At 65.2% G+C, this 26,635-nt stretch carries 28 protein-coding genes; 18 read left to right on the top strand and 10 right to left on the bottom strand.

The genetic code is table 11. The annotated features are described in order from the left end of the window. Positions 1-92: 92 nt before the first annotated feature. From DK926_RS09460 to DK926_RS26450, 3 genes are all read left to right on the top strand, one after another. Entirely contained in the window at positions 93-1,148 is a 1,056-nt protein-coding gene (locus DK926_RS09460) for a sugar diacid recognition domain-containing protein (RefSeq protein ID WP_114330307.1), read from the top strand. Between the two features lie 84 nt (positions 1,149-1,232). Next, a complete protein-coding gene (locus tag DK926_RS09455; RefSeq protein ID WP_114330206.1) occupies positions 1,233-2,390 on the top strand; it encodes a glycerate kinase in 1,158 nt (385 codons plus the stop codon). A 375-nt stretch (positions 2,391-2,765) separates the two neighbouring features. Beyond that, a complete protein-coding gene (locus DK926_RS26450) occupies positions 2,766-2,960 on the top strand; it encodes a hypothetical protein (RefSeq protein WP_125833394.1) in 195 nt (64 codons plus the stop codon). Between the two features lie 261 nt (positions 2,961-3,221). Here DK926_RS26450 and DK926_RS09445 read toward each other — a convergent pair whose 3' ends face one another. Both DK926_RS09445 and DK926_RS09440 read right to left on the bottom strand, forming a co-directional pair. Further along, positions 3,222-4,226, bottom strand: coding sequence for a hypothetical protein (locus tag DK926_RS09445; RefSeq protein WP_114330204.1), 1,005 nt, complete (start codon positions 4,224-4,226; stop codon positions 3,222-3,224). A gap of 7 nt (positions 4,227-4,233) precedes the next feature. Beyond that, positions 4,234-4,749 carry a hypothetical protein gene (locus DK926_RS09440; protein ID WP_114330203.1) on the bottom strand — a complete coding sequence of 172 codons (516 nt, stop codon included), beginning with the start codon at positions 4,747-4,749 and terminating at the stop codon, positions 4,234-4,236. A gap of 278 nt (positions 4,750-5,027) precedes the next feature. Here DK926_RS09440 and DK926_RS09435 point away from each other — a divergent pair, with 278 nt between their 5' ends. The 9 genes from DK926_RS09435 to DK926_RS09395 all read left to right on the top strand — a co-directional run bounded on the left by DK926_RS09435 (position 5,028) and on the right by DK926_RS09395 (position 16,935). Then, the gene (locus DK926_RS09435) at positions 5,028-6,251 is read left to right on the top strand and encodes an acyl-CoA dehydrogenase family protein (protein ID WP_165839549.1); all 1,224 of its coding nucleotides are present in this window, start codon (positions 5,028-5,030) and stop codon (positions 6,249-6,251) included. Positions 6,252-6,276: 25 nt separating this feature from the next. Next, positions 6,277-7,389: a dimethylsulfone monooxygenase SfnG gene (gene sfnG, locus DK926_RS09430; protein ID WP_114330202.1), complete on the top strand. Its 1,113-nt coding sequence runs from the start codon at positions 6,277-6,279 to the stop codon at positions 7,387-7,389. Positions 7,390-7,471: 82 nt separating this feature from the next. Continuing rightward, a complete protein-coding gene (locus DK926_RS09425; RefSeq protein WP_114330201.1) occupies positions 7,472-8,668 on the top strand; it encodes a DUF5336 domain-containing protein in 1,197 nt (398 codons plus the stop codon). A 104-nt stretch (positions 8,669-8,772) separates the two neighbouring features. Then, positions 8,773-10,305 (top strand): DUF6350 family protein, encoded by a 1,533-nt coding sequence (locus DK926_RS09420; protein ID WP_114330200.1) that lies wholly within the window; start codon positions 8,773-8,775, stop codon positions 10,303-10,305. Positions 10,306-10,420: 115 nt separating this feature from the next. Next, positions 10,421-11,041: a phosphoribosylglycinamide formyltransferase gene (gene purN / locus DK926_RS09415; protein ID WP_240931091.1), complete on the top strand. Its 621-nt coding sequence runs from the start codon at positions 10,421-10,423 to the stop codon at positions 11,039-11,041. Then, on the top strand, positions 11,038-12,588 hold the full coding sequence (purH, locus tag DK926_RS09410) for a bifunctional phosphoribosylaminoimidazolecarboxamide formyltransferase/IMP cyclohydrolase (RefSeq protein ID WP_114330198.1): 1,551 nt from the start codon (positions 11,038-11,040) through the stop codon (positions 12,586-12,588). The genes purN and purH overlap by 4 nt, the downstream gene beginning before the upstream one ends. A 148-nt stretch (positions 12,589-12,736) precedes the next feature. Further along, entirely contained in the window at positions 12,737-13,579 is an 843-nt protein-coding gene (locus DK926_RS09405; RefSeq protein WP_114330197.1) for a hypothetical protein, read from the top strand. A 21-nt stretch (positions 13,580-13,600) separates the two neighbouring features. Next, the gene (locus DK926_RS09400; protein ID WP_114330196.1) at positions 13,601-14,986 is read left to right on the top strand and encodes a sigma 54-interacting transcriptional regulator; all 1,386 of its coding nucleotides are present in this window, start codon (positions 13,601-13,603) and stop codon (positions 14,984-14,986) included. Beyond that, positions 14,986-16,935, top strand: coding sequence for a VWA domain-containing protein (locus DK926_RS09395; RefSeq protein ID WP_114330195.1), 1,950 nt, complete (start codon positions 14,986-14,988; stop codon positions 16,933-16,935). Before DK926_RS09400 ends, DK926_RS09395 begins: the two co-directional genes overlap by 1 nt. Before the next feature lie 4 nt (positions 16,936-16,939). Here the strand turns inward: DK926_RS09395 and DK926_RS09390 are convergent, their stop codons facing one another. The 7 genes from DK926_RS09390 to rpmB form a co-directional block, all read right to left on the bottom strand. Continuing rightward, positions 16,940-17,497 (bottom strand): DUF1707 domain-containing protein, encoded by a 558-nt coding sequence (locus DK926_RS09390; RefSeq protein ID WP_114330194.1) that lies wholly within the window; start codon positions 17,495-17,497, stop codon positions 16,940-16,942. 14 nt (positions 17,498-17,511) lie between these two features. Beyond that, entirely contained in the window at positions 17,512-17,973 is a 462-nt protein-coding gene (locus DK926_RS09385) for a hypothetical protein (RefSeq protein WP_114330193.1), read from the bottom strand. Positions 17,974-18,029: 56 nt separating this feature from the next. Beyond that, positions 18,030-18,953, bottom strand: coding sequence for an AEC family transporter (locus tag DK926_RS09380; RefSeq protein ID WP_114330192.1), 924 nt, complete (start codon positions 18,951-18,953; stop codon positions 18,030-18,032). A gap of 113 nt (positions 18,954-19,066) precedes the next feature. Next, positions 19,067-19,321 carry a 30S ribosomal protein S18 gene (rpsR, locus tag DK926_RS09375; protein ID WP_008719028.1) on the bottom strand — a complete coding sequence of 85 codons (255 nt, stop codon included), beginning with the start codon at positions 19,319-19,321 and terminating at the stop codon, positions 19,067-19,069. 14 nt (positions 19,322-19,335) lie between these two features. Continuing rightward, on the bottom strand, positions 19,336-19,641 hold the full coding sequence (gene rpsN, locus DK926_RS09370; RefSeq protein WP_068423876.1) for a 30S ribosomal protein S14: 306 nt from the start codon (positions 19,639-19,641) through the stop codon (positions 19,336-19,338). 2 nt (positions 19,642-19,643) lie between these two features. Beyond that, on the bottom strand, positions 19,644-19,814 hold the full coding sequence (rpmG, locus tag DK926_RS09365) for a 50S ribosomal protein L33 (RefSeq protein ID WP_174551391.1): 171 nt from the start codon (positions 19,812-19,814) through the stop codon (positions 19,644-19,646). After that, positions 19,811-20,047, bottom strand: a complete 237-nt coding sequence (gene rpmB / locus DK926_RS09360; RefSeq protein ID WP_019664486.1) for a 50S ribosomal protein L28 — start codon at positions 20,045-20,047, stop codon at positions 19,811-19,813. Before rpmB ends, rpmG begins: the two co-directional genes overlap by 4 nt. 77 nt (positions 20,048-20,124) lie before the next feature. On the opposite strand from rpmB, the gene DK926_RS09355 reads away from it, so the two are divergent. The 6 genes from DK926_RS09355 to DK926_RS09330 all read left to right on the top strand — a co-directional run bounded on the left by DK926_RS09355 (position 20,125) and on the right by DK926_RS09330 (position 25,478). Continuing rightward, the gene (locus DK926_RS09355; RefSeq protein WP_207890784.1) at positions 20,125-21,408 is read left to right on the top strand and encodes a GTP-binding protein; all 1,284 of its coding nucleotides are present in this window, start codon (positions 20,125-20,127) and stop codon (positions 21,406-21,408) included. Continuing rightward, entirely contained in the window at positions 21,405-21,665 is a 261-nt protein-coding gene (locus DK926_RS09350) for a type B 50S ribosomal protein L31 (protein ID WP_068423879.1), read from the top strand. Before DK926_RS09355 ends, DK926_RS09350 begins: the two co-directional genes overlap by 4 nt. A 3-nt stretch (positions 21,666-21,668) precedes the next feature. Continuing rightward, positions 21,669-21,833 carry a 50S ribosomal protein L32 gene (gene rpmF, locus DK926_RS09345; protein WP_114330190.1) on the top strand — a complete coding sequence of 55 codons (165 nt, stop codon included), beginning with the start codon at positions 21,669-21,671 and terminating at the stop codon, positions 21,831-21,833. A 178-nt stretch (positions 21,834-22,011) separates the two neighbouring features. Continuing rightward, positions 22,012-23,073, top strand: coding sequence for a VIT1/CCC1 family protein (locus tag DK926_RS09340; protein ID WP_114330189.1), 1,062 nt, complete (start codon positions 22,012-22,014; stop codon positions 23,071-23,073). A gap of 45 nt (positions 23,074-23,118) precedes the next feature. Next, on the top strand, positions 23,119-24,261 hold the full coding sequence (locus DK926_RS09335; protein WP_114330188.1) for a lipase family protein: 1,143 nt from the start codon (positions 23,119-23,121) through the stop codon (positions 24,259-24,261). 35 nt (positions 24,262-24,296) lie between these two features. Then, on the top strand, positions 24,297-25,478 hold the full coding sequence (locus tag DK926_RS09330; RefSeq protein WP_114330187.1) for an RtcB family protein: 1,182 nt from the start codon (positions 24,297-24,299) through the stop codon (positions 25,476-25,478). A 106-nt stretch (positions 25,479-25,584) separates the two neighbouring features. On the opposite strand, the gene corA is transcribed toward DK926_RS09330, so the two are convergent. After that, on the bottom strand, positions 25,585-26,601 hold the full coding sequence (gene corA, locus DK926_RS09325; protein ID WP_114330186.1) for a magnesium/cobalt transporter CorA: 1,017 nt from the start codon (positions 26,599-26,601) through the stop codon (positions 25,585-25,587). Between the last annotated feature and the right edge of the window lie 34 nt (positions 26,602-26,635).

The raw sequence follows: 26,635 nt of genomic DNA, 5'->3' as shown, positions 1-26,635 counted from the left end.
TTTTTCGTACGCTCTATCGGCATCGATGTCACGTGGCAACCGTTAGACGGTTGTGGTGGTCCATCGATGCGGTCGTGGAAGGGAGTACCAGCGTGCTGACTGCAGAGCTCGCCCAGCGAGTCGTCGACCAGGTGCGTCCCGTGGTCGAGCACAACGTCAACATCATGGACGACCGCGGCGTCATCATCGCGTCGGCCGACCCGGCTAGGCTCGGAACGAGTCACGACGGGGCCATCGCTGCGCTCGCGAAACGAGACATCGTCCGGATCGCGCGCGACCGCGAGCAGTCCAAGGCCGGTGTCAACGTGCCCCTGGTGATCGACGGGGAAGCCGTCGGAGTGGTGGGCGTGACGGGCAAGCCGTCGGTCGTCGAACCCGTTGCGCGGCTGGTCGTCCTGACAGTGACCCTGTTGCTCCGCCAGGAGCAGCAACTTGTCGATTCTCAATGGCGCGACGCGAGGTTGAAGGATCTGCTGACCGCGCTCGTCGCCGAGCCAGGGGTGCCGGACGCCCGAGTGGTAGCGGTCCTGAACGACGTCGGGCGACCGAGTCGATCCCCGTGGAGTCTGCTTGCCGCCGTGGGCGGCGACGCGAACCCGTCGCGACTGCGGAACTGCATCGCGGGCATCGACAACGTCGTCGCGATCGAACGATCAGGATTCATCTGGTTCCTCGTCGGCCGCGCGGACGACGGAGTACGCAGGGCCGTGCTCGATCGTCTGCGCTCCCGCGGTGCGACGGTCGTGGTCGGAAGAATCTCTGCCACAACCGAACAGCTCTCCATCGATGCACGACGACTCGACGTCGTGTCCCGACGCGTACGAGTGGCCGACGGGCAAGTGCACGACCTCGCCGAGTTCGACCTCGACATTCTTCTTGGACTGCAGCCGGACGAGTTGTCGAAGGATTGCGCCGCACGCACTCTTGGACCTCTGTCACCCATGCTGCGCCGAACCGCCGCAGCCGTTCTGGCGCACGATCTTTCGATCGTCGCATCCGCGGGGGCGCTTCATGCGCACCGCAACACCGTCGTGCAGCGCTTGAATCGTATCCAGGAGCTGACGGGCCTGGATCTCCGAACCTTCGACGATGCGGTCACGATGCGCATCGCCTTGGCTGCGGCCTCCGTCGTCGAAGTAGGTGCATGACGCACTGATCTGGCATCGATTTCGGGTCGTCTTGTGTGCGCTGCGCCCATATCGGTTGGTCTGTCGGTGGCCTAGCCTACGGTGATGGAGCTAAAGAGCTATGTCGTCGTTGCCCCGGATTCGTTCAAGGGCACGTGTACCGCGTCCGAAGCGGCTGCCGCGATGGCCGCCGGAGTGCGGGAGGCATTGGGCTCGGCGGTCGAGGTCGTCAAGTGCCCGCTCGCGGACGGAGGTGAGGGCACCCTCGACGCGCTCGCTGCGGGGCTGAACGCCGAGATCCGTGAGGTCGACACCGTCGACGCCATCGGGCGCCCTCGTCGTGCTCGGGTCGCCGTATCTGCCGACGGTACAACAGGAGTCATCGAGGCCGCGGAGGCCAACGGACTCCCGCACGTGTCCGACGTGGACCTCCAGCCGATGCGCGCAGACAGTTACGGGGTCGGGATCCTGGCGCGTCATCTGATGGACGAGGGTGTCACCGACATCCTGCTGTGCATCGGCGGCAGCGCGAGCAACGACGGCGGCATGGGATTTGCGAGAGCGCTGGGTGTGAAGTTTCTCGACGAATCAGGGATCGAAGTCGCCCGCGGGGCACAGGGATTGGGTGACATTCGCTCGATCGACTCGACGGGTATCCATGCACGTGCAGCCGATGTGCACTTTCGCGTCGCATTGGATGTCGACAATCCGTTGCTCGGAAGTCGAGGTGCTGCAGCGGTATTCGGCCCACAGAAGGGAGCCGACCAGCAGCAGGTTCAGCGCATCGACACAGGATTGGCCAACTTGGCGGCAATACTCACCGCTGCCACCGGTGTAGACGCGACCGAATTGTCCGGCGCCGGTGCGGCAGGAGGCATGCCTGCATGCCTGTCGGCCCTTCTTTCAGCGGAATTTCTTCCGGGATCTCAGCTGGTTCTGGATGCAGTCGGATTCGGTGAGCTGAGCGCACGCGCCGACCTCGTGCTGACGGGGGAGGGGTCGTTCGATTCGCAATCGCTGAACGGAAAAGTCGTCGCCGGGGTGCTGGGTGCGGTGCCGTCCGGCTGTCCCGTCGTAGTCGTGGCGGGGCGGGTTCAGCTGGACCCCAGTCAGGCTCGTGCGGCCGGTGTCACGGCGGCGGTCTCGATCGCACCCGGACCCTCGACGCTCGACGAGATGTCGGGTCGGACTGTCGAGTTGATCAGGAATTCTGCCTCGCACATCGCGTCGATGTTCGGGACGTTCGGTCGGGCCGAGCGCTAGTAGATCGAATGCGTCAGGGTCGCGGAGTATGTGTCGGCGAGGAGATTCGAGTCCGGAACAAGGATGTCGACAGTGGCAGTCCAGCTGGTCACACATGCTACGCCGCCGCCGCTCTTCGCATCGACGGCCGCGGGACCCAGAGGTTTCCGGTTGACTGCAGGGGATTTCGACAACAGAAGGGTGCACATGGACTCGGGTGCAGAATAGTACGCAACCGGTTGTACGGTGGTCTGCGTTCTCGCCCCGCGGAACGGGGACAGGCTCACCGTCGATGTCCACGGCCCGAGTACGTCGACCACACTGACGCCGATAGTGCCTGACCACACCGTTCCGGGTTTGATCGGGCCTTGCCCCACCAGTCCGCCCCCGAGTTGAATGTTGAGCAGGCCGGCAGTCGGTGCCGCTGCCGCCTTCGGAGCGGCGGGCGTGGTCGCGGTGGTCGTCGCCGGCGGAACAAGGCCCTGTCGTGGCGAAATCGGCACCATCGGAACAGCTGAGGCGGTCGGAGGCGTCGGCAACGTTGTGGTCGACGATACGGTGCTCGTCGGCTGGGCTGTGCTCGTCGGCTGAGCTGTGGTCGTCGTCGGTACGGCAGTCGTCGACGGTGGAATTGCCATCGTAGGAGCCACTGTGGTCGTGGGGATTTCGATAACTGCCGACTCGCAGGGAGGCGGCGGAACCGTGGTTTCGACGACTGGCGTCGGCGTCGGAGTTGTCGTGAGGACGACGTCGATGCAGTCTGCCCCCGCCGCCGGCTGAGCGGCGGCGAGGGGAGACGTTGCACCGACGATCGCGACCGTCAGAGCAAGGACCGTGACGAAAGGCCTCACGTCAGTCGGCCTTTCGACGCCGAACTGCAAGAGCGGCCCCGGCTGCAGCAACGACAACGACTGCGACCACGACGATCCACACCCAGACAGGGACGCCGCCGGACTCGCCGGTGGAAGCTGTGGTCGAACCTTGTTCCGGGAACGTGAGATCGACGGTGGTCGACTTGTTCACGAGGCCACTCGCAACGGATACCGCTGCCTGCCACGGTCCCGCTGGAAGTGCTGGGTCCAGTGTGAACAAGACCTGACCCGATTGCCCGGGAGCGATGGACCCGCTCGATCCTTGGATCGGTTCTGTCGCGATCCCTCCTGGACCACCGGACAGTGTGACGGTCCCGCTGGGGTCGAGTGCTCGGCCGCCCGTGTTCGTCACGGATGCAACGACTTTCGGTGCCCCGTCTTCACCACGTTCGGCAGTGACGCTGTCAATGGACAGGTCTGCCGGTGGTCCGTTGCCCGGGCCGACCGATAGATAGGTTCGGATTCCGACGCGGCTGACGTTCTGGATGCCGGTGGCGTCGGGCGCTCCTGCGGTCTGCGCCCATACGACGGCGTACTGCTCGCCTTCCGGCGCGTCAGCAGGGACAGCGATCGTGACGACGGCCTCCGCCGCCGAGTTCGGCGCGAGAGTGACGTCGGTCGGCTCGACCGACATCCAGGTGGTCAGCTCATTGGCCGTTCGATCCTCGGCGACTTCGAAGCCACCGTCGCCGTCGCCGATGGACGCGGCGGCGGGATACAGAGAGATCGCCTGCTCCTGATCGCTGCTGTTGCTCACCTCGATACGACGGGTGATCGTCGTCCCGGGTGGCAGGTTGTCGATGATGTACGCCAGCGCTCGCGGGTCGTCCTGCAACGACACTGGAGCCTCGAGCAGTCGGATACCGACGCTGCCGACGGGCTCTGGAGTTGAATCTTGTGCGGCTGCCGGAGCCTGGGCGACGATCGCCGAAGCGAACGCCAGAAATGCCAGGACTCCGGCCGCCAATCCCCGATTACGTGACATGAACGGATCAGGCCACCGAATGCGTGATGGTTCCGGTGTACACGCCTGCCACGACGTCGGACGGCAGTGTGACGGTGACGGCGCCGTTCCACGTCGCCGTGTTCGCTCCGATGACTGCGGTTGCGACCTGAACGTTCTTGTTCGTGTCCAAGACGACCGGAAGCAGCGAAGGAGTGACGACGGCGACGCCGGTCACGGCCGGCAACGACCCTTGATACGTGACCGCCGTCGCGGGAATGGTGGCGGGATCAGGAGCTGGCTTCGTGAAAGCCGTGCTGATCGCAGACGCCGTCCAGCCGTTGATGCCGCGACGTTGGTCCGACACGACGACCGGGGTGATGCTTCCGGTCGCCTGGTTGCCCGTGACGGTGAGGGTCTGGCTCGCGGGAGCGGTGATGTTGAGAGCGCCACCGGCGACGGTGAACGTCACGACCGTGTCGGCGGCGTTCGATACGCCTGGAGCGATGACTGCTGCAGCGAGTGCGCCCGAAACGGCGACTGTTGCGAAGAGGGACTTGCGCATGGAGTGTCCTAGGGGAAGACGGGCGGACCCGTCGGTATGTGGTTTGCGTCACTAAGATCGGCGCGGCTTGGGTAATGTTACGGATCAGAACGAAGTTTCTCGAGATAAGTCACGAAAAATGTTTGCGTAGCGGAAACCTGCGGACGGTCGGTACGGATGAGCGCCCTGTCGGAAGCACGAGGTCTGCTTGCGTGCAGCGATCGAGCCGCCAACACAGTCTCAGAATCACCCTGATCCGAACTGTGTTCATCGCTGCGGGCAACGGTTTCACTGGCTGCATGACAACCACCGAGAACCGAGCTCTGCACAAGGACTGGCCGGATGCCCCGACAACGCCGGAGGGGTGGATCACGCGGGCGGGGGAGGTGGCGCAATTGCTCGCCGTCGACGCCGTCGCGCGAGACCGAGGCACCGAACCGCCGCACGACGAGGTCCAGTTGCTGAAGGATTCCGGCCTCGTCACCCTTCTCGGGCCCGTCGAACACGGCGGAGCCGGTCAGGACTGGCCGACGGCGTATCAGGTCATCCGCCGGGTCGCAGCCGCCGACGGGTCGATCGGTCAGCTGCTCGGGTACCACCTGCTGTGGTTCTGGGCGGCACGGCTCGTCGGGACCCCCGAACAGATCGACGCTGTCGAAGCCGACGCGACTCGGAACAAGTGGTTCTTCGGCGGCGCGGTCAACCCGCGGGACAGCGATGTCGTCGTCACCGACGAGGGCGACACCATCGTCTTCGACGGCGCCAAGACGTTCTCGACGGGCAGCCGCGTCTCGGACGTGACGGTGCTCGAGGGGGCGTTGTCCGGTAGCGACGCCCACGTCTTCGCGATCGTGCCGTCGAACATCGAGGGTCTGACGTTCCACGACGACTGGGACAACATCGGCCAGCGCCGGACGGAGAGCGGCAGCGTCACCATCGACAAGGTGCGCGTCGACTGGGCGAGCGCAGCAGGCTTCGTGGACAAGCAGTTTCAGCCCCGGGTCTACAACACGCTCAACGTACCGACGATCCAGTTGGTGTTCGTCAACTTCTACCTCGGTATCGCGAGGGGTGCTCTCGAGGAAGCGGCGGCGTACACCAAGGACAAGACGCGTGCGTGGCTGCACAGCACGGTCGACCGCGCCGTCGACGAGCCCTACATCATCGACATCTACGGGGATCTGACGTCCAAACTGTGGGCCGTCGAAGCACTCGCCGACGCAGTTGCGTTGGAAGCGCAGCGCATTCACGACGACGCATGGAACGTGACGGCCGAGGAGCGAGGTGACCACGAGGTCCGCGTCGCCGCCGTGAAAGCGCGTGCGACCGAAGTGTCGCTCGAGATCACGTCGACCGTGTTCGAGGCTCTGGGTGCACGGGCGACGGCAGGCAAGTACGGATTCGATCGCTTCTGGCGCAACGTCCGTACCCACACGTTGCACGACCCGGTCGCGTACAAGCGGCGCGAAGTGGGCCGCTGGGTTCTGACCGGCGAACTGCCCGAACCGACCTGGTATTCGTAACAGGCGCGCCGCACCAAGGAGAGACATGAGCACCGAAAAAATCGCCGACGCAATCAAATTCGCCTATTGGGTCCCGAACGTCAGCGGCGGACTGGTCACCAGCGACATCGAGCAGCGCACCAGCTGGGACTACGAATACAACAAGAAGCTGGCGCAGACCGCGGAGAACAACGGCTTCGAGTACGCGCTGAGTCAGGTGCGCTACGAGGCGAGTTACGGCGCCGAATACCAGCACGAGTCGACGAGTTTCAGCCTCGCGCTGTTGCTCGCCACGGAACGGCTCAAGGTCATCGCCGCCGTCCATCCGGGACTGTGGCAGCCGGGCGTTCTCGCCAAGCTCGGTGCGACGGCGGACCATCTGTCCGGTGGGCGCTTCGCCGTGAACGTCGTGAGTGGCTGGTTCAAGGACGAATTCACTCACCTCGGCGAGCCCTGGCTCGAGCACGACGAGCGGTACCGGCGCAGCGCCGAATTCCTCCAGGTGCTGCGCAAGATCTGGACCGAGGACGACGTCGACTTCCGCGGCGACTTCTACCGGATCCACGACTTCACGTTGAAGCCGAAACCGCTCAACACGCCGGAGCGGCCCAATCCCGAACTGTTCCAGGGCGGCAATTCGACTGCAGCGCAGGAGAACGCGGGACGCTACTCCGACTGGTACTTCAGCAACGGTAAGGATTTCGACGGCGTCACCGAGCAACTCGACAACATTCGACGCGTCGCGCGCGAACATGACCGCGAGGTCAAGTTCGGCCTCAACGGATTCATCATCGCTCGCGACACGGAGAAGGAAGCGAAGGACACTCTTCGAGAGATCGTCGACAAGGCGAACCGCCCGGCGGTCGAAGGCTTCAGAAATGCTGTGCAGCAAGCGGGTTCGTCGACGTCCGACGGCAAGGGGATGTGGTCGGACTCGTCGTTCGACGATCTCGTGCAGTACAACGACGGATTCCGCAGTCGGTTGATCGGGACGCCGGAACAGGTGGCGGAACGCATCGTGGACTATCGCCGACGCGGAGTCGACCTGATTCTGGGCGGTTTCCTGCACTTTCAGGAGGAGATCGAGTACTTCGGAGCGAAAGTTCTGCCGTTGGTACGAGAGTTGGAGAAGGCGTCGACGTTGGTGGATGCGCACTGACTTCTCGACGGCGATACACCGTGTCGGGTCCGTAGACTAGTTTGGTCTACGGACCCGATCTTTCGTTTTCGAGGAGTGTGTCATGACTTATTCACCCGAGGGCCCAGGCTCTGGTGGCGCCGGTTCACCCGGATACGGATCGGGTGGATACGGCGGCTACGGATCGACGCCGGGTTCGACGCCTCAGCAGAACACGCCGGAATCCCAGCACGGCCAGTCCCCGTACGGCCAGCAGTCCCCGTATTCACCGCCTTCCTACGGGCAGTCGCAGCAGCCCGGGCAGGGGCAGTACTCGCAGAACCCGTACGCGCAGGGTCAGTACCCGGGTCAGCCGGGGCAACAGAATCAGACCGGGCAGCCGTCGCAGCCGTCGCAGCCCGGGTCGTACAACCCGGTTCTCGCCGCAGCCAAGGCGTCGCTGCTGCCACGAATCCTGACCCTCGTGGTTGTTGCGTTCGGCATCGTCAACCTGTTCGCGGGTCTCGCGGGGCAATACTCGGCGTTCGACATCGCGAACAACTTCTTCCTTCCGGGCAACGGTGATCCGACGTCGGTCGCGCTGCTGCTCGCGTCCGGCCTCGTCGCCGCCGTCGGACTGCTGCCGAAGCAGCCGAACACGCTGGGCATCGCGACGGCATTGGCATTCGCCGGATGGCTCGTCCTGGTGTTCCAGGCCTTCAACGTCGACACCGGCAGTGGCGTCGGTAGCTCCATCGGTCTCGGGGCAGGCGCAATCACCGTGCTGGTGTTCGGCTTCCTGCAGACCGCCGCTGCTCTCGCCGCAACTCTGTTCGCGGCGGACATCCTGAAAGCGCCTGCGGCCAAGCCCGTTTCGTACGGCCAGCAGAATCCGTTCCAGGGATACGGTCAGCAGAACCAAGGTCAGAACCCCCAGCCGCAGAATCCGCAGGGCTACGGTTACGGACAGTCGCCACAGTCCTACGGCTCGTCGAGCCAAGGTGGCGGGTACACGCCGCCGACCTACAGCGGTCCGTCCGGCACGCAGAACGCCACGGGCGGCCTCGGCTATCCGGTCGGCCAGTCGAAGAGCGAGTCCGGGTCAAGCGGGCTCACCGGACCTGCGGGACAGAATTCCCCGTACAGCCAATACCAGTACGGACAGCCGCCGGTCGGCGCATCCGGCCAGGGTGCAGCTCAGCATGCGGTTCCGTCGGAGTCGCACACCGAGCGCGAGGAGGAGTCGTCCTCCGAGCAGACCCCGTACAGCGCCCCGACTCAGGCATTCGGGACCACACCGGACACGGACGACCAGAAGTAGGCGGGAGTGGAGCCTGCAGAAACGACCAGAGGTGGGCGGCAGAACAGGTAGGTGTCGGCGCGCCTGAGTGACCGTCTCGACGGTTGGTGCAACGCTCTTATGTGATGAGCGCTCTACTGAACGACGAGAAGCGGCGGGCCCCTCGTACGCCCCGCGCGCCCAAGCGGGCACCGCTGCTGACACCGGAAGAATCCCGACTGGTGGTGCGGATCGGTTTCCGCAAGCCCGGGGTACTGATCGCAGCGATCGCCGCGGTGGTCCTGATCACGCTGGTGTCGGCCAACAGCGAGTTGACGGGCACGTTCGGTGCCATTGCGGGCATGTGGTTCGCGGTCCACCAGGTTCCGATGACCATCGGAGGTACTGCGCTCGGGGTGCTGCCCCTGCTGCCGACGCTCGTGCTCATGACGACCGTCGCACGCGGTGTCGCTGCGGCGGTCGACGAGTCGTCGTCGCGCCGGACGCTGTCGATGATCGGCGGTGCCGCCGTTCTGGGGCCGGTGTCGGTCACGGCGGTAGCACTCGCCGTCGCAGCCGACGCGTCGAGAACCATCGGGCTGTCGAGCCCGAATGCGCTGCTCGCGTTCGTCTGGGTCGCGGCCGTCCACGGAATTGCCGCGGGCATCGGCATCGCCATGGGAACGTGGCACCTCGACGTCACCGGCGCGCTTCCCGAGTGGGTTCGAAGCACACTGCGCCCGATGCTGCGCGCGGCGATGGTTCTGGTCGCAGGCGCGGCCGGCATCGTGCTCGCGTCGATGCTGGCGTCGTGGTCGACGACCGAGATGCTGTTGACCGCGGGCAACGGATTCGTCGGTGTCCTCGGCCTGACCATCCTGTCGATTCTCTATCTTCCGAACGTCGTACTGGGCGCACTTGCCGTCGCGGTCGGATCCGAAGCGCATGTCGGCGACGTCGTCGTCAGCTTCTTCGCCACGACCGGGGGACCGGTTCCGCCGTTGCCGGTGCTGTCCGTCCTGCCCGAGGGACCTGCGCAGAGCATCTGGTTCCTGATGCTGGTGGTGCCGCTGACGGCGGGAATTCTGCTCGGCAGGGATTGTGCGCACCGGACCGTCGACCTGCATTACGCGCTGTCGTCGGTGTGGCTCGGGTCGGCGGTTGTCGGCGTCGCGACGCTTCTGCTCGGGGTTGCGGCGGGCGGCAGTCTCGGAACGTTCGGGACGGTGCAGGTCACCGTCTGGTCGCTCGGTTTGCTGACGTTCGCGTGGCTCGCCGTCGTCGGTTCGATGTCCGCGGCGATCACCGCCTGGCGTGGCGGCTCGAAGCAGCCGGCCGTCGACGCCGAACCCGAGCCGGCGCGCACGGACGAGCCGGTTGCCGCCATCGCCGCCCCCGTCGTCCACGAGGAACGCGCGGTGGATGCCGAGGTCGTTGCGGAAGCCGACGCAATTCCGTCGAAGGACACCGCTTCGTCGAATGACACCGCCTCGTCACAGGACGAGGAGAACGTCGTCGAAGCAGAGGTCGTCGAGGCCGAAGTCTTCGAAGAGCGGGCCGCGGAGGAGACTCCCGAGCAGGCTTCGGAGGACCCCGTTGCCGCCGATCCCGAGGTCGTGGAGGCGGAGACGACCGAGGATGTGGACGCGCCGTCGAGCTCGGACGTACCCGAGAAGTGAGCGTCGACGAAACCCGACCTGCCTGAGAACGCTGCATACCGCAGCGACTACGCTCCTGAGTGGCCCCGGTACCGACACGACCGGGCGTCCCCCGACGAAACCCAGGAGAACTGCGCTGACAGCCACACGCGTGCACCCAGCACGAGTCGTCGTCCTCGCCTCGGGGACGGGCTCGCTGTTGAAGGCACTCATCGACGCGGCGCAGGGCGACTACCCGGCACGGATCGTGGCCGTCGGCGTCGACCGTGATTGCGACGCGGCCCGGCACGCGCACACCGCTGGAATCGAGCATGTCCGCGTCGGCCTACGCGACTACGCGGACCGCGCCGAATGGGACGCGGCCCTCGCGGAGACCGTCGCGAAGTACGAGCCGGATCTGGTCGTCACCGCAGGTTTCATGAAGATTCTCGGGCCGCGATTTCTCGACGCGTTCGCCGGCCGCATCGTCAACACGCACCCGGCGTTGCTGCCGTCGTTCCCGGGCGCGCACGCGGTACGTGACGCGCTGGAGCACGGCGTCAAACTGACCGGGTCGACGGTCCACCTGGTCGATGCCGGTGTCGATACCGGGCCCATCCTGGCTCAGGAAGCCGTGCCCGTGCAGGAGGGCGACGACGAAGCGTCGCTGCACGAGCGAATCAAGACTGTGGAACGCAGGTTGTTGGTCGAGGTGATCGCGGCCGTCGCTACCCGAGGTGTTGTCTCCGATGGACGAAAGGCTCAGATAAGGCGATGAGTGAACGTAAAGCAGTGCGGCGTGCGCTGGTCAGTGTCTACGACAAGACGGGACTGACCGAGCTCGCCACCGGCTTGCACGAGGCGGGCGTCGCTCTGGTCTCCACCGGATCGACGGCGTCGAAGATCGCCGACGCGGGCATCCCGGTCACCAAGGTCGAGGATCTCACCGGTTTCCCGGAGACGCTCGACGGTCGCGTCAAGACGCTGCACCCGCGCGTGCATGCGGGCGTGCTGGCGGACACGCGTCGTCCGGAGCATCTGCAGCAGCTCGAGGAGCTGGGTGTCGAGGCGTTCGAACTCGTCGTCGTCAACCTGTACCCGTTCACGGAGACGGTCGCCAGTGGCGCGACGCCCGACGAGTGCGTCGAGCAGATCGACATCGGCGGTCCGTCGATGGTGCGTGCCGCCGCGAAGAACCACCCGTCGGTGGCCGTCGTCGTCGACCCTGCTCGGTACGCCGATGTGCTGGACGCCGTCAAGGGTGGCGGTTTCACGCTGGCCGAGCGCACTTCGCTTGCGGCACAGGCTTTTCAGCACACCGCTTCCTACGACGTCGCCGTGGCCTCGTGGATGAGCAGCACTCTCGTCGAATCCGATTCGCAGTTCCCCGAGTGGCTCGGCGGAACCTGGGAGCGCTCGGCAGTGCTGCGGTACGGCGAGAACCCGCACCAGGCTGCCGCGCTGTACGTTTCACCGTCGAACGACGGCATCGCGCAGGCCGAGCAGTTGCACGGTAAAGAGATGTCGTACAACAACTTCACCGATGCCGACGCCGCATGGCGCGCCGCGTTCGATCACGACGCTCCCGCCGTCGCGATCATCAAGCACGCCAACCCCTGTGGCATCGCCGTCGGCGCGGACATCGCCGAGGCGCACCGCAAGGCGCACGCCTGCGACCCCGTCAGTGCCTACGGCGGCGTCATCGCGGCCAACCGCGAGATCACCGTCGAGATGGCCGAACAGGTCGCCGAGATCTTCACCGAGGTCGTCGTCGCCCCGTCGTACGCCGACGGTGCACTCGGAGTTCTGCAGCGCAAGAAGAACGTTCGCGTTCTGCTGGCCACGCCGCCGTCCGCCGGTGGAGTCGAACTCAAGCCGATCTCCGGTGGCACCCTGCTGCAGCAGCGGGACGCGATCGACGCCGACGGCGACAACCCCGCGAACTGGACCCTCGCGGCCGGCGAGCCCGCGGACGCCGAGACCCTGAAGGATCTCGAATTCGCTTGGCGCGCAGGACGAGCCGTCAAGTCCAACGCTATTCTGTTGGCCAAGGACGGCGCCTCGGTCGGCGTCGGTATGGGGCAGGTCAACCGCGTCGATGCCGCTCACCTGGCTGTCCAGCGCGCGGGTGATCGGGTGGCAGGCTCGGTTGCGTCGTCGGACGCGTTCTTCCCGTTCCCCGACGGCCTCCAGGTGCTGCTGACCGCAGGCGTCAAGGCCGTCGTTCAGCCCGGCGGATCCGTCCGCGACAACGAGGTCATCGCAGCAGCGCAGGATGCCGGTGTGACGCTGTACCTCACGGGTTCGAGGCACTTCGCGCACTAGGTTTCACGCCGAGTCCGCACTTGTGCAGCTGAATACACCATATTCTCCTGCATAAGTGCGGATTCGCCTGTTTGTGGATAACTATTCGCGCTATCCACATTCTTCTTCTGGCGCGTTTTCGAGCCCATTTCGTTGACATCGTCGGCGGGTGCAACTCGACCATCCATTCCGAGGATCCCAGGCTGTTCGCGACGGTCTTCTGACGCGTCACGCGCTCGCTGCCGACTTCCAGCGTGTCTACCGCGATGTGTACGTTCCGAAGGCAGTAGAGATCGACGCGGTCGTCAAAGCCCGTGCGGCACAGGTGTTCGCGGGCGACGACGCAATAATCTGCGGACTGTCGGCGTCTGCAGTGCACGGGGCGAAATGGATCGATGCGCGTGAACCGGCCGAACTGATCTGGCCCCGGCGAAAGCGGCAGCTCGACGGGATTCTCGTTCGCTACGATTCGCTCGCGGATGCCGACGTCACGTCACTCGGCGACATGACGCTGACCACCGTTCCTCGCACGATGTTCGATCTTGCACGTCGGTTGCCCCGACTCCGCGCTCTCCAGTCGGTCGACGCGTTGGCGAATGCGAGTGGTGTCTCGGTCGGCGAAGCACAAGAGCTGGTCCGGACGAATCCGGGAGTACGGGGCGTCACCCGCGCGGCGGAGGTGCTGAGCCTGGCCGACGGGGGTGCGAAGTCTCCCCAGGAGACCCGGGTCCGACTGTTGCTTCTCGATGCAGGACTCCCGCGGCCGGAAACCCGGGTCCGCATTCGTGACGAGTTCGGCCACGTGTTCGCGTGCTGCGACCTGGGGTGGAGTCGGTGGAAGGTCGCTGTGATGTACGACGGTTCACCCCACCGGACGCGGGAGCAGATCGACCGAATCGACGAGGTCGACTGGGCCGTCGTGCGCGTCGACTCCGAGCAGCTGAAGTTGCGGCCGTTAGCCGTTGTCGAGCGGGTCCGGGCGACGCTGCGCGCAGCAGGGGCACCGGTATGACGACCGGCGTACTTTGAAGAAGTGACCTCTACCAAACCTGGCATCACTACCGTCGGCGAGTTGCGCGCGTCCGGACACGTGCAGCGTTCGGTCAAGGAAGAACTCCGGGACAATCTGCTCGAGGCGCTTCGGGAGGGCAAGAACGCGTGGCCGGGAATCCTCGGATTCGACAGGACGGTCCTGCCCCAGCTCGAGCGGGCCATTCTTGCTGGTCACGATGTCGTGCTGCTCGGTGAACGCGGGCAGGGCAAGACGAGGCTGCTCAGAACACTCAACCTTCTGCTCGACGAGTGGGCACCCGTCATCGCGGGCTCGGAACTCGGTGAGCATCCCTACGATCCCATCACCCCGGCCAGCATCCGCCGGGCGCGAGAGCTGGGCAACGACCTCGATGTCGAGTGGCGTCACCGCAGCGAGCGCTACGCCGAGAAATTGGCGACGCCCGACACGTCGGTGGCCGACCTGGTCGGCGACGTCGACCCGGTGAAGGTGGCCGAAGGCCGCAGCCTGGGTGATCCCGAGACCATCCACTTCGGCCTCGTGCCGCGCAGCCACCGTGGCATCGTGGCGATCAACGAGCTGCCCGACCTGGCCGAACGCATTCAGGTGTCGTTGCTCAACGTCATGGAGGAGCGCGACATCCAGGTCCGCGGCTACACGCTGCGACTTCCGCTCGACGTGGTTCTCGTCGCCAGCGCCAATCCCGAGGACTACACCAACCGCGGACGCATCATCACCCCGCTGAAGGACCGATTCGGCGCCGAGATCCGTACCCACTACCCACACGCGCTGAACGACGAGGTCTCCGTCATCGAGCAGGAGGCGAACCTTCCGGCGACCGTGCCGTCGTATCTGCTCGAGGTGTTGGCCCGGTTCACCCGATTGCTGCGCGAGTCGCCGTCGGTCGATCAGCGGTCCGGTGTGTCGGCTCGCTTCGCGATCGCGGCCGCCGAGACCATCGCCGCCGCTGCCGTGCATCGCTCCGCAGTCCTCGGCGAAGCCGAGGCCGTCGCGCGACCTGTCGACCTCGGCACCGTCATCGAGGTGTTGCGCGGCAAGGTCGAATTCGAATCCGGCGAAGAAGGCCGCGAGGTCGAGGTGCTCGAGCATCTGCTGCGACGCGCGACCGCGGATACCGTCCGCGACCGGCTCGGCGGAATCAACCTGGCGCCCTTGGTCACCGCGATCGAGGACGGTGAGCCCGTCGTCACCGGTGATCGCATCGCGGCCAAGACGTTGATCGCCGAACTGCCCGACCTCGAGGTGCTGCAGGAGATCGACGAGCGCCTCCACGCGAAATCCGACGGCGAACGGGCGTCGGCCACCGAATTGGCTTTGGAGGGGCTGTATTTGGCGCGCCGAATCGCGAAAGATCCCGACGACGACGGACAGACGGTGTACAGCTGATGCCCGCCAGCAGATACGGGAGATACCACGGGGGTCCTGATCCGCTGGCCCCACCGGTGGATCTGCGCGAGGCGCTCGACGCGATCGGTAACGACGTGCTCGAGGGGTCGTCGCCGCGTCGGGCGATGCAGGAGATGCTCCGACGCGGTACTCAGAACATGCGCGGACTCGACGATCTCGCGGCAGATGCGCACCGTCGTCGACGAGATCTGTTGCGCAAGAACAATCTCGACGGAACCTTGCAGGAAGTCCGTGAGTTGCTCGACAAGGCGGTACTCGAAGAACGCAAGGCCCTCGCGCGGGCACTCGACGACGACGCACGGTTCCAGGAGATGCAGATCGGCGATCTGTCGCCGTCGACAGCGCAAGCGGTGCAGGAGCTTTCGGACTACGAGTGGCGGTCGTCGGAGGCTCGCGAGAACTACGAGAAGATAAAGGACCTGCTCGGACGCGAGATGCTCGACCAGCGCTTCGCGGGAATGAAGAAGGCGCTCGAAGGGTCAACGGACGAGGACCGTCAAGCCATCGGCGACATGCTGAAAGACTTGAATTCGCTTCTCGACGCGCACAATCGGGGCGAGGACACCGACCGGCAGTTCGACGAATTCATGCGCAAACACGGTCAGCATTTCCCGGAAAATCCATCGAGCATCGACGAGCTTCTCGACGCGTTGGCCCAGCGTGCGGCAGCAGCTCAGCGGCTGCGGAATTCCCTGAGCCCCGAGCAGCGGGCCGAGCTGGATGCGTTGGCGCAGCAGGCCTTCGGAGACGCCGACCTGCTGAGCCAGCTCGACCAATTGGATCAGAACCTGCAGCAGGCACGTCCCGGTGAGGACTGGGACGGTTCGCAGAACTTCCGCGGCGAGAACGGCATGGGACTCGGTGACGGCACCGGCGCACTGCAGGACATCGCAGAGCTCGAGAACCTCGGGAATCAGCTGTCGCAGCAGTACAACGGGGCCGCGCTCGACGACATCGACGCGGAGTCGCTGCTACGTCAGCTGGGGCCGGAGGCCGCGGCCGATGCGAAGATGCTGTCCGATCTCGAAAAGGCTCTGCAGCAGCAGGGTTTCATGGACAAGGGCAGCGACGGTCAGTGGCGACTGTCTCCGAAGGCGATGCGTCAGCTCGGCCAGTCCGCACTGCGGGACGTCGCCGGCAAGATTTCCCGACGCGGCGGCGAGCGAGACACGCGCAAGGCCGGCGCGATGGGAGAGCCGACTGGGGCGTCGCGGACGTGGGAGTTCGGGGACACCGAACCGTGGGACGTGACGCGGACGGTGGGCAACGCGGTGCTCAGGACGGCCGCGGAGGGTTCGACGTTCCCGGTTCGGTTGCAGGTCACCGACGTCGAGATCAGCGAAACCGAGACGCGCACGCAGGCAGCCGTGGCGTTGCTCGTCGACACGTCGTTCTCGATGGTCATGGACGGGCGTTGGGTGCCGATGAAGCGCACCGCGCTGGCATTGAATCACCTTGTCGGTACCCGCTTTCGGGGTGACGATCTACAGCTGATCGGATTCGGCAGGCACGCGCAGAAGCTGACGGCGTCGGAGTTGGCCGGTCTCGACGGCGCCTACGACCAGGGCACAAATCTGCATCATGCCCTGCTGCTCGCGGGTAGGCATCTGCGTCGCCACCCGAATGCGCAACCCGTCGTGTTGATCGTGACCGACGGGGAGCCGACGGCCCACCTCGAGCCGGACGGTCACGCGTTCTTCGACTATCCGCCGCATCCACGGACGCTCGGGCTGACGGTGCGGGAGCTCGATACCATCGCGAAACTCGGTGCGCAGGTGACTATTTTCCGGCTCGGCGACGATCCGGGACTCGCGCGAGTGGTGGACCGAATGGCCGAGCGCGTGGGCGGACGCGTCATCGCACCGGATCTCGACGGGCTCGGTGCGGCCGTGGTCAGCGACTACCTGAAGCGGCGGAGGAAGTCGTGACGCGTCAATCCGCGACCTTGATCTCGACGCCACCCCAGAACGCGAATCCGGTGACGACGACGAGCGGCGCACCGGGCTGACCGACCTGGCTGAGGTGGTCGAAGCCGCCCATGATCCCAGCCCCGCGAACTTCGACGCGGATGGTCGACGGCACGGTGATCTCGATGCCGCCCATGATGGCGATGCAGTTGATGGTCACCTCGGGGGCACTGAACCGGGCTCGGCGCAGGTCGATTTCACCGCCGCCCCAGAATGCGACGGCGTCGACGCGTCTCGCCACGGTCCATTCGCCCTTGCGGGTGAAGCCGCTCATGATGGCGATGGCGCGGTCGTTCTCGGGGCCGTCCGCCGGGCTCGGCGTCGTCAACGCGAGGTCGCCCGTCAGTACGTCCAGCTCGCCGTACGTCTTGGCCTTGTACGCGGCCGCGGTGCGCGCGTCGTACTCGGACAGGGAGAGTTGACCGTCGGCCAAGGCGTCGCTCAGTAGTTTGGCGACCAGAGCTCGGTCGGCGTCGGCCGCACGAACAGTGGCTCGGTGGTTGTCCGGGAGCTCATCGGTCACGACGAGCAGTTTACTCAGGCTGCGTTGACCACCGCTCGGTCACCGAGTGGCGATTGCAGCGTCATCTGCATGGTTCCGTAGACGGCGACCATGATGCACGACTTGTCTGCTGCCTCCGGAAGGGTGCCGGTCCGCAGAGCGATGACCACGTGCGAGTCGGTCTCGGTGACCTGGGCTTCGGCGCCGTAGCACTCGGGAGTGCCCGTGACGAAATGGATGGCGATGGTGTTGGGGGAGACCTGACTCCACGATTCGAACGGCGTGGCCGTCGCGCGCACCAGACCGGGCGTCGAATCGAACATCGTGCCCACCTCGCCGACGGGGACCTCGATCGGAACCGGCGGTGCACTGGGGCTGTGCATGAGTCCTGCGGGCGCATTCGTCGGCCCGTCGGCATCCACGTCGTCGGAGACCGCCTGGCTGCTACAGCCGCCGAGCAGGACGCACAGCATCAGCCCTGCAGCCACTTTCCTCATGCCACCAAGGTAGCGCCGAGAGCTGAGTACAACCTTTGAGCATGCACAAAGTCTGCTCAGGCCAGCAGCGCCGTCACGAGCGCGATGACCGGGATGGAGACGAGCGTCGTGACGAAGGCAGTATCCCTGGCCAGTACGACACCGCGGTTGTAGCGGTGAGCGAAGACGAATACGTTCTGCGCGGTGGGAAGTGCAGAGATGACGGTGATTGCGAACAGCTCGTGGCCTTCGAGGCCCATGGCAAGAGCCATCAGGAACCCGAGCAGCGGCTGCAGAATCATCTTGAGCGTCGACGCGATCACGACGTCGCGCCTAGGGCTGCTGCCCTTCTCCAGTACTCGCGTTCCGTACAGCGACAGTCCGAACGCCAGGAGCGCTCCGGGCACCGCCGCGCCGCCGACGAGATCGAACGGCTGCATCAGCGCTTCCGGCAACTCGATTCCGAGGACGGACAGCAGCAGGCCGGCAGCGCCCGCGAGCACGATGGGGTTCTTGAACGGCGTGACCACGATGTTTCGGATCGACGCCTTCTTGCCCATCGTCGACAGATCCAGAATCGTCAACGCGAGCGGCGAATACACCATGATCTGGAACAGCAGCAGCGGCGCGACGAAATTCGCGTCGCCGAGCACGAAGACCGCGATCGGAATTCCGAGGTTCGCGGCATTGACGTACGACGACGCAAGCCCGCCGATCGTCGCCTCGGGCACGTCACGTTTCAACACGAACTTGGCGACGACGAAGTAGATCGCGCCGACGGCGAGAGCTGTCACGCCCGCGACGACGAGAATCGGCGACAGGATGACCGACAGGTCCGACGTGGCGAGTGTGACGAACAGCAGCGACGGAGTGGCGACGTAGAAGACGAGCCGGCTGAGCACGAACTGACCGTGTGGGCCGAGAACCCCGAGACGCGCGAGCAGGTAGCCGAGCGCGATGACGATGAAGATGACCGTGAAACCCTCGAGTACTCCGGACATGAGGGCTACGGATCTCGTTTCTTCGCTTCGTCTACAGTGCGAGCCAACTCTAGTGCTTACACAGAAAGGCCACGCACCCGAGGAGGGTGCGTGGCCTTTCCGATCTGAACGATTTAGCGGCTGGTGAAGGGCAGCAGTGCCATCTCACGAGCGTTCTTGACCGCGACGGCAACCTGACGCTGCTGCTGCGGGGTCAGGCCGGTGACGCGGCGGCTGCGGATCTTGCCGCGGTCGGAGATGAACTGACGAAGGAGGTTGATGTCCTTGTAGTCCACCGTGGTGACCTTGGCGGCGTTCAGCGGGTTCTTCTTGGGTCGACGGCCTGCCTCGGCGCGGACCTTCTTCGACGGTGCTCTCTTGACTGCCATCTCTACCTTTTCCCTTACCAGCTCGACTTGTGGACGCCTGGCAGCTCCCCCCGGTGAGCCATCTCGCGCACCTTCACGCGTGACAGTCCGAATTTCCGGAGGTGACCGCGCGGACGTCCATCCGCAGCGTCACGATTGCGCAATCGTACCGGACTCGCGTCGCGTGGTAGACGCTGCAGTGCCGCCTGGGCCTCTGCGCGCTCGGAATCGGGTGTCGACGGCTTCCTGATCAGCTCCTTGAGCTCGGCGCGTCGGGCCGCGTAGCGGGCGACGACGAGCTTGCGCTGCTCGTTCTTCTCGATCTTCGACTTCTTCGCCATCGCTACCGCTCTTCCCTGAAGTCGACGTGCTTGCGGACGACCGGGTCGTACTTCTTCAGCACGACGCGGTCGGGATCGTTGCGACGGTTCTTCCTGGTCACGTACGTGTACCCGGTCCCGGCCGTCGACTTGAGCTTGATGATCGGGCGGACGTCCGTGCTCTTGCCCATCAGAGTTTCTCCCCTCGTGCGACCAGCTTGGCGACGACCGCGTCGATGCCGTCACGGTCGATCGTCTTGATGCCTTTCGCCGACAACGTCAGCGTGACGCGTCGGCCCAGGCTCGGAACGAAGTACGTCTTCTTCTGGATGTTCGGGTCCCAGCGGCGGCTGGTCCTGACGTGGGAGTGCGAGACGGACTTACCGAATCCCGGCTTCCTCCCCGTCACCTGGCAGTGCGCGGACATGCGCGCTCCTCTCTTGCCGTTTATGACAATCGTTTTCGACAAAGCGTTGATTCGAATGTAGCGTGCAGCGAGAAGAAATGACAATCGTTGTCGAAAGAAGGGGTTTGCTCGTGGACGGTCGCACGCCACTCGTGCTCGTGTCCGGTTGGACGGGAGCCATGGAGGATGTGACGACGGCACTACTCGCGCCAGGAACCGTCGCCGTCCGTCACGACCTCGGCCGGGTCTACGAGGGCGTCGTCCGTCGCACTCTCTACGCGGCAGGGGAGGCTCCGCGCGAGACGATTCTCGAGCTGGCCCACGGCTGCGTGTCGTGCACGCTGCGCGAGGACCTGCTGCCGCTGCTGCGCGCCTTGTCCGCCCGCAGCTCGGTGCAGCGCATCGTGCTGGCGATGGATCCGGCGCTCGAACCGGAAGCGCTGTGCTGGGCGATCGAGAACGTCGTCGTCGCAGGCGTCGTCGGACAGATCGACGGACCTGCCGCGCGGGACGTGCGTATCTCCGCGGTCGTCGACTGTCTTGATGCTGCGACGTGGCTCGCCGACGCGACCGGTGACGACGCGTTGGCCGACCGGGGCATCGTCGCGAGCGGGGACGACGACCGTACCGTCGCGCAGGTGGTCGTCGGACAGGTCGATTACGCCGACGCGCTGGTCGTCTCGGCAGGCCCTGAGGTCGACGGCTGGGAACGCGCGAAACTGGCGGCCGTCCTCGCGCGTCTCGCACCCGGCGCACCGGTCGCGTGGGTCGGGCCGGGGGACACGCTCGACGTCGAAGCGCTCCTCACAGCGGTGCCGTTCGACGCGCGACGCGGAGAGATCACCGACGCTCATTCGCCGTTGTTGCGCGGACAGCCGCCGCTGACGGCCGACTGCGGAGTCACGCTCGTCGAATTCGCTGCGACGCGGCCGTTCCATCCCGAACGTCTGCACGAGGCGATCGACGTTCTGCTCGACGGCGTCGTCACCGCCCGCGGACGAGCCTGGGTCGCAACGCAACCCGACGAAGCGCTGTGGATCGAATCCGCGGGCGGGGGTCTGCGCGTCGCGAGTGCCGGAAAGTGGCTCGCCGCAATGACTCCCGAGGAACAGGAACAGGTCGGCACGATGCGTCGTGCGATGGCGGCGCTGCGGTGGGACGACGAGAACGGCGACCGCGACACCTCGCTCGTCGTGCTGGTGCACGCCGCCGACCCGTCGGAGATCGATCGAACTCTGCAGTGGGCCCTGGTGTCCGACGACGAGATGGCCTCGCCCGGTGAGTGGGCCTCGTGGACCGATCCGTTCGGAGAATTCCACGAAGACCCATGTGAGACAACAGAATCTCCGTACTCGGAGCAATCGAGAGAGGCAAAGGAATGAAGCAGGGAATTCACCCCGACTACCACCCGGTGGTCTTCCAGGATGCAGGCACGGGAAGCAAGTTCCTCACCCGGTCCACCATCACGTCCACCCGCGAGATCGAATGGGAAGACGGCAACACCTACCCGCTCGTGATCGTCGACGTCACCAGCGAATCGCACCCGTTCTGGACCGGCGCCGCCCGCATCATGGACACCCAGGGCCGCGTCGAGAAGTTCGAGAAGCGGTACGGGCGCCGCACCCGAAAGGAAGCCTGAGCCATGGCCGTTCCGAAGAGAAAGATGTCCCGCTCCAACACGAGGAGCCGCCGGGCGCAGTGGAAAGCCGTCGCACCGGATCTCGTCACCGTCCGGGTAGGTGGGCAGGAGTTCAGAGTTCCTCGTCGGTTGGTGAAGGCAGTGCAGACTGGTGCATACACGCCCTAGCTCCGCCCCCCTTTTCGGACCGAAGGTGACATCTGGTCACTCTGAGTGAGCGAGGGGCGCCCTCGCTGGTATCCGGGGCCGGGCGCCGACCGGACCGAAGGCCTCCCTTGCTCACTTGGAGTGAGCACGGGAGGCCTTCGGTCGTTCGCGGGTGCCCCGGCTGGGTACGTTGAGCGCTATGGCCGAACCTTCCGCGAAGGATGTCAAGAGGTGGCGACGCTATCTCGCCGACGAGCGTGCGGAGGCCGCCGTCTATCGCGACCTCGCGAGCCGACGCACCGGCGAGGAACGCGAGATCCTGCTCGCGCTGGCCGATGCCGAGGGCCGTCACGAGGAACATTGGCGACGGTTGCTCGGCGATCGCGTCGGGAAGCCGCAGCCGGGTAGTCGACGGACGCGACTTCTCGGCCTGCTGGCCAGGCGATTCGGTTCGGTGTTCGTGCTCGCGTTGGCGCAGCGCGCCGAGACACGGTCGCCGTACGCGTCGGATTCCGACGCCACCGACGCCATGACGGCCGACGAGCAGATTCACGCCGAGGTGGTGCGCGCGCTGGCGGCGCGGGGTCGCAACCGGCTGTCGGGAACGTTCCGCGCCGCGGTGTTCGGCGCGAACGACGGGCTCGTCAGCAACCTCGCGCTGGTGTTGGGCATCAGTGGAAGCGGAGTGTCGAACCATATCGTGCTGGTCACCGGCCTTGCCGGTCTGCTCGCCGGTGCACTGTCGATGGGCGCGGGCGAGTACGTATCCGTCCGCTCGCAGCGGGAGTTGTTGGAGGCGTCGTCGCCGGATCGGTCGGCGCGTGAAGCCGTCCAGCATCTCGACGTCGACGCGAACGAGCTCGCGCTGGTGTATCGCGCACGAGGAATGACGCCCGACGAGGCCGAAGCTCGCGCGTTCGAAGTGCTCAGGAATCTCGGTCCCGACGACGAGATGCAGTCGTCGGTCGATGCGCACGAAGCCGTCGGAACCGGCCTCGGGGCCGCGTCGGCCAGCTTCTGTTTCTTTGCATCGGGTGCAGTGATTCCGGTGCTTCCGTACCTGTTCGGCCTGGAAGGCTATGTGGCGCTGGTGGTTGCATCGGTGTTGGTGGGCATTGCTCTGTTGGGGACGGGAGCGGTGGTCGGTCTGCTGAGTGGAGGCCCGCCGGTCAAGCGTGCGTTGCGTCAGCTCGCGATCGGCTACGGAGCTGCTGGGGCGACCTATCTGCTGGGCATGGTGTTCGGCGGCGGTGCCGGATAACAAATCACGCGCTTTTTCGGGTCGACGCGCGTTACTGTCATTGCCATGTCGACTCTCTCTCGTTCGCTCGTCGCTGTCTGTGCGACTGCATCTCTGGTGTTCGCCGGTGCCACCACCGCATTCGCGGACGAGGTCGATCGGACGCCGGGCACCGTCGTCGCGGTCGAGGAGTTGGCACCGGAACTGTGGCTTCCCGGCACTGCCGAGGCCAAGCGCATCACGTACTGGACCGTCGGGTCGGACAATCGGCCCGCACTGAGCACCGGCGCGTTCTTCGTCCCCGAAGGCACTGCGCCCGAGGGTGGTTGGCCTGTCATCGGATGGGCGCATGGCACCTCGGGTGTCGACGACGCGTGCGCGCCCTCGTTGGTCGGCCCTGCCGATCCCGAGCGCGACCGACAGTACCTGGGGGCCTGGCTCGGACAGGGGTACGCCATCGCAGCGACGGATTACGTCGGCCTCGGGACACCGGGCATCATGCCGTATCTCGATGGCAAGGTGTCCGCGCACAGCGTCGTCGATTCAGTGAAGGCATCGCGAGCGGTCGACGCGTCCCTGTCCGACAAGTGGGTCGTCGTCGGCCAGTCGCAGGGCGGTGGCGCAGCGATCACAACGGCCCGCTACGCGACGGAATACGGTGGCCCCGAACTGGATTACCGCGGCGCCGTCGGCACCGGTGTTCCGGCGAACATCGAATTGGCATTGCTGCCACTGGGTCCCGGTGTGCTGCCGGTATCGGCCAGCAAAGCGCTGACGACGTATCTGCTGTACATCCTGTCGGGGCTGCGGGAGGCGCATCCGGAGGTCGACATCGACTCGTACCTCACCGAGGAAGGCAGGCGAGCAGTCGACAAGGCCGAAACGTTGTGCGTCATCGAGGCCGAGGAAGAGCTCGACGGCTTGGTGTCGGGTGATCTGTTCTCGAGACCGCTCAACCAGATTCCCAACTATTACGGCCTGCTCAACGACTACATGGGTGTGCCGACGAGTGGCTACGACCGACCGGTCTTCATCGGCCAAGGTCTGACCGACGTGGATGTGCCTGCGCCGGCAGCGCTCTCGCTTGTCGCCCAGATGAAACTGAACGGCCAAGACGTCCGTCTGCACACCTATCCCACCGACCACAGCGGTGCACTACTTCAGTCACAGGCGGATTCCATCCCGTTCGTGAAGCAACTGTTCGAATAGCGCCTCCTCCTCCGAGGGGGCTGAAAGGAAACATCATGCCCCCGAAGAAGGTGGGCTCGAAGCTGCTCAACTGGGCTTCCCACATCGAGGACAACACGCTTGCGCAGGCGCGGGAAACCGCGTCCATGCCCTTCGTGCATCCGCACGTCGCCCTGATGCCCGACGCGCACAGTGGGATGGGCAGTGCCGTCGGCACGGTCATCCCGACGCTCGGCGCGGTCATTCCAGCGGCCGTCGGTGTCGACATCGGCTGCGGAATGATCGGTGTACGAACGGGATTCACCAAGTCCGATCTTGGGGACCGCAACCTCGCCGACCTCCGGGCGGCGATCGAGCGGGCCATCCCTGTGTCCATGGGCAACTACAACCGTGGATTCGACGTATGGGACTTCACCGCCTCGAAGCTCGCGGAGTTGGAGGGACTTGCCGAGGCCAACGGCGTCGATCTGTCGCACTCGCCGAAGTGGCGTGAGCAGCTTGGATCGTTGGGATCGGGCAACCACTTCCTCGAATTGTGTTTGGACACAACTGATTCTGTGTGGCTCTTTCTGCACAGCGGATCCAGGGGTGTCGGGAACAAGATCGCGAAGAAGCACATCGCGATTGCGCAGCGTTTGTGCAAGCAGTGGTGGATCGATCTGCCGAACAAGGACCTCGCCTACATTCCCGAGGGAGTGCCCGAGTTCGGCCGGTACATCGAGGATTTGAAGTGGGCGCAGCGGTTCGCCTACCTCAACCGGGCCGAGATGATGGACAGGTTCGCTGCCGTCTTCGCCGAGTGGATGGGTGTCGACGATCACCACGAGCTCGAGCGAATAAACTGCCACCACAACTACACCGTGACGGAGAAGCACGGAAACAAGGACGTGTGGCTGACGCGTAAGGGCGCCGTCGATGCGCACGAGGGCGTCAAGGCGATGATTCCCGGCTCGATGGGGACGAGGTCGTACGTCGTCGTCGGCAAGGGGAGCGCCGCAGGTCTGTGCTCGGCGCCGCACGGCGCCGGACGGAGGTTTTCGCGGACCGAGGCCAGGAGGCGCTACACCGTCGAGGATCTGCGGAAGCGAATGGTAGGCATCGAATTTCGCGACGGCGAAGAGTTCGTGGACGAAATCCCCGACGCCTACAAGGACATCGACATCGTCATGGCCGACGCGGTCGATCTCGTCGACATCGAGCACGAATTGCGGCAGATCCTGAACGTGAAGGGGACATAGCGCTCGAAAGCCCGGAAAATCGGGCCGTCGCAAATTTACCCTCCTGTTGTGTGGCTTTCGGTGCTCGAACCGCACAATAGGAGGGTGAATTTCGCTCGGCGGGGCGTCACAACCATTTCTGACGCTTGAATACGAGGTACAGCACGCCGGAGCAGGCGAGCATCGTCAGCAATGCGAGCGGATAGCCGATGTGCCACTTCAGTTCTGGCATGTAGTCGAAGTTCATGCCGTAGATCGCGGCGATCAGCGACGGGGCGAACAGGATCGCGCCCCATGACGAGATCTTCTTGGTCTGCTCCGTCTGATCCAGGTTGACCTGCGTCATCGCGCGCATCTCGTCGTTCTGTTGTTGCGCAACGAGAGTCGCGTTCGTCTGCAACGCATTTTGCAGGTTGACGCGGAACGATTCCACACGTTCTGCGATGCGTACACAATGGTCGAGCACATCGCGGAGGTTGCGCTGCAGTTCGATGTCGACGTCGTACTTGTCTTCGCCGCGCTTGAGCGATTCGATCATGGCCACCAAGGGGGCGGCGGCGCGCTGGAATTCGGTCACTTCGCGGGACAAAGTGTAGATGCGTCGGGATACCGAGGGATCGCGGGAGAAGAGCTGGTCCTCGATTTCGTCGATGTCGTTCTGCAGCCCCACCACGACGGGTTCGTACTCGTCGACGACCTGGTCGAGAATGGCGTAGAGGACGGCTTGCGTTCCCTGCCGTAACAGGTCGGGTGCCTCTTCGAGTCGTTTGCGGACCGTCCCCAGCTCGGGGGACTCGGCGTGGCGGATGGTGACGACGAAGTCCGGACCGAGGAACACATGGAGTTCGCCGAACTCGACCTTTTCGGTCTCGTCGATGTAGCGAGCAGGCCGCAGCACTACGAACAGCTGGTCGCCGTAGCGTTCGAGCTTGGGCCGCTGATGTGCTGCGATCGCGTCCTCGACAGCAAGGTGGTGCAGACCGAATTCTGCTGCGATGGAGGCGATCTCATCGTCGTCGGGTCGATAGAGGCCGATCCAGGCCATGCCGTTGCGCTCGCGCATCGCCTCGTAGGTGTGGTCGAGGCTGTCGGGGTCCGCGGTGCGCACGCCGTCGACGTAGACAGCGTTGTCGACGATAGGCAACGTTCCTCACTCTGGTCTGTGGGAGTTCATACAG

Origin of the sequence: Rhodococcus sp. Eu-32 (assembly GCF_003336925.1) — a bacterium.
In the GTDB taxonomy this organism is placed as follows: Bacteria; Actinomycetota; Actinomycetes; order Mycobacteriales; family Mycobacteriaceae; genus Rhodococcoides; species Rhodococcoides kyotonensis_B.
The sequence above is the reverse complement of the archived record's forward strand: the minus strand, read 5'-3'. Positions and strand labels throughout refer to the sequence as shown.

Bases quoted from the DNA above. Each gene is read 5' to 3' on its own strand.
- purH (WP_114330198.1), top strand. From the start codon at position 11,038: ATGAGTGAACGTAAAGCAGTGCGGCGTGCGCTGGTCAGTGTCTACGAC.
- DK926_RS09335 (WP_114330188.1), top strand. From the start codon at position 23,119: ATGTCGACTCTCTCTCGTTCGCTCGTCGCTGTCTGTGCGACTGCATCT.
- DK926_RS26450 (WP_125833394.1), top strand. From the start codon at position 2,766: ATGTTGAGCAGGCCGGCAGTCGGTGCCGCTGCCGCCTTCGGAGCGGCG.
- DK926_RS09455 (WP_114330206.1), top strand. From the start codon at position 1,233: ATGGAGCTAAAGAGCTATGTCGTCGTTGCCCCGGATTCGTTCAAGGGC.
- DK926_RS09355 (WP_207890784.1), top strand. From the start codon at position 20,125: ATGACAATCGTTGTCGAAAGAAGGGGTTTGCTCGTGGACGGTCGCACG.
- DK926_RS09380 (WP_114330192.1), bottom strand. From the start codon at position 18,953: ATGTCCGGAGTACTCGAGGGTTTCACGGTCATCTTCATCGTCATCGCG.
- DK926_RS09425 (WP_114330201.1), top strand. From the start codon at position 7,472: ATGACTTATTCACCCGAGGGCCCAGGCTCTGGTGGCGCCGGTTCACCC.
- DK926_RS09440 (WP_114330203.1), bottom strand. From the start codon at position 4,749: ATGCGCAAGTCCCTCTTCGCAACAGTCGCCGTTTCGGGCGCACTCGCT.
- DK926_RS09445 (WP_114330204.1), bottom strand. From the start codon at position 4,226: ATGTCACGTAATCGGGGATTGGCGGCCGGAGTCCTGGCATTTCTGGCG.
- rpsR (WP_008719028.1), bottom strand. From the start codon at position 19,321: ATGGCAGTCAAGAGAGCACCGTCGAAGAAGGTCCGCGCCGAGGCAGGC.
- rpmF (WP_114330190.1), top strand. From the start codon at position 21,669: ATGGCCGTTCCGAAGAGAAAGATGTCCCGCTCCAACACGAGGAGCCGC.
- DK926_RS09385 (WP_114330193.1), bottom strand. From the start codon at position 17,973: ATGAGGAAAGTGGCTGCAGGGCTGATGCTGTGCGTCCTGCTCGGCGGC.
- DK926_RS09420 (WP_114330200.1), top strand. From the start codon at position 8,773: ATGAGCGCTCTACTGAACGACGAGAAGCGGCGGGCCCCTCGTACGCCC.
- sfnG (WP_114330202.1), top strand. From the start codon at position 6,277: ATGAGCACCGAAAAAATCGCCGACGCAATCAAATTCGCCTATTGGGTC.
- DK926_RS09350 (WP_068423879.1), top strand. From the start codon at position 21,405: ATGAAGCAGGGAATTCACCCCGACTACCACCCGGTGGTCTTCCAGGAT.
- DK926_RS09435 (WP_165839549.1), top strand. From the start codon at position 5,028: ATGACAACCACCGAGAACCGAGCTCTGCACAAGGACTGGCCGGATGCC.
- DK926_RS09395 (WP_114330195.1), top strand. From the start codon at position 14,986: ATGCCCGCCAGCAGATACGGGAGATACCACGGGGGTCCTGATCCGCTG.
- rpsN (WP_068423876.1), bottom strand. From the start codon at position 19,641: ATGGCGAAGAAGTCGAAGATCGAGAAGAACGAGCAGCGCAAGCTCGTC.
- rpmB (WP_019664486.1), bottom strand. From the start codon at position 20,047: ATGTCCGCGCACTGCCAGGTGACGGGGAGGAAGCCGGGATTCGGTAAG.
- DK926_RS09340 (WP_114330189.1), top strand. From the start codon at position 22,012: ATGGCCGAACCTTCCGCGAAGGATGTCAAGAGGTGGCGACGCTATCTC.
- DK926_RS09330 (WP_114330187.1), top strand. From the start codon at position 24,297: ATGCCCCCGAAGAAGGTGGGCTCGAAGCTGCTCAACTGGGCTTCCCAC.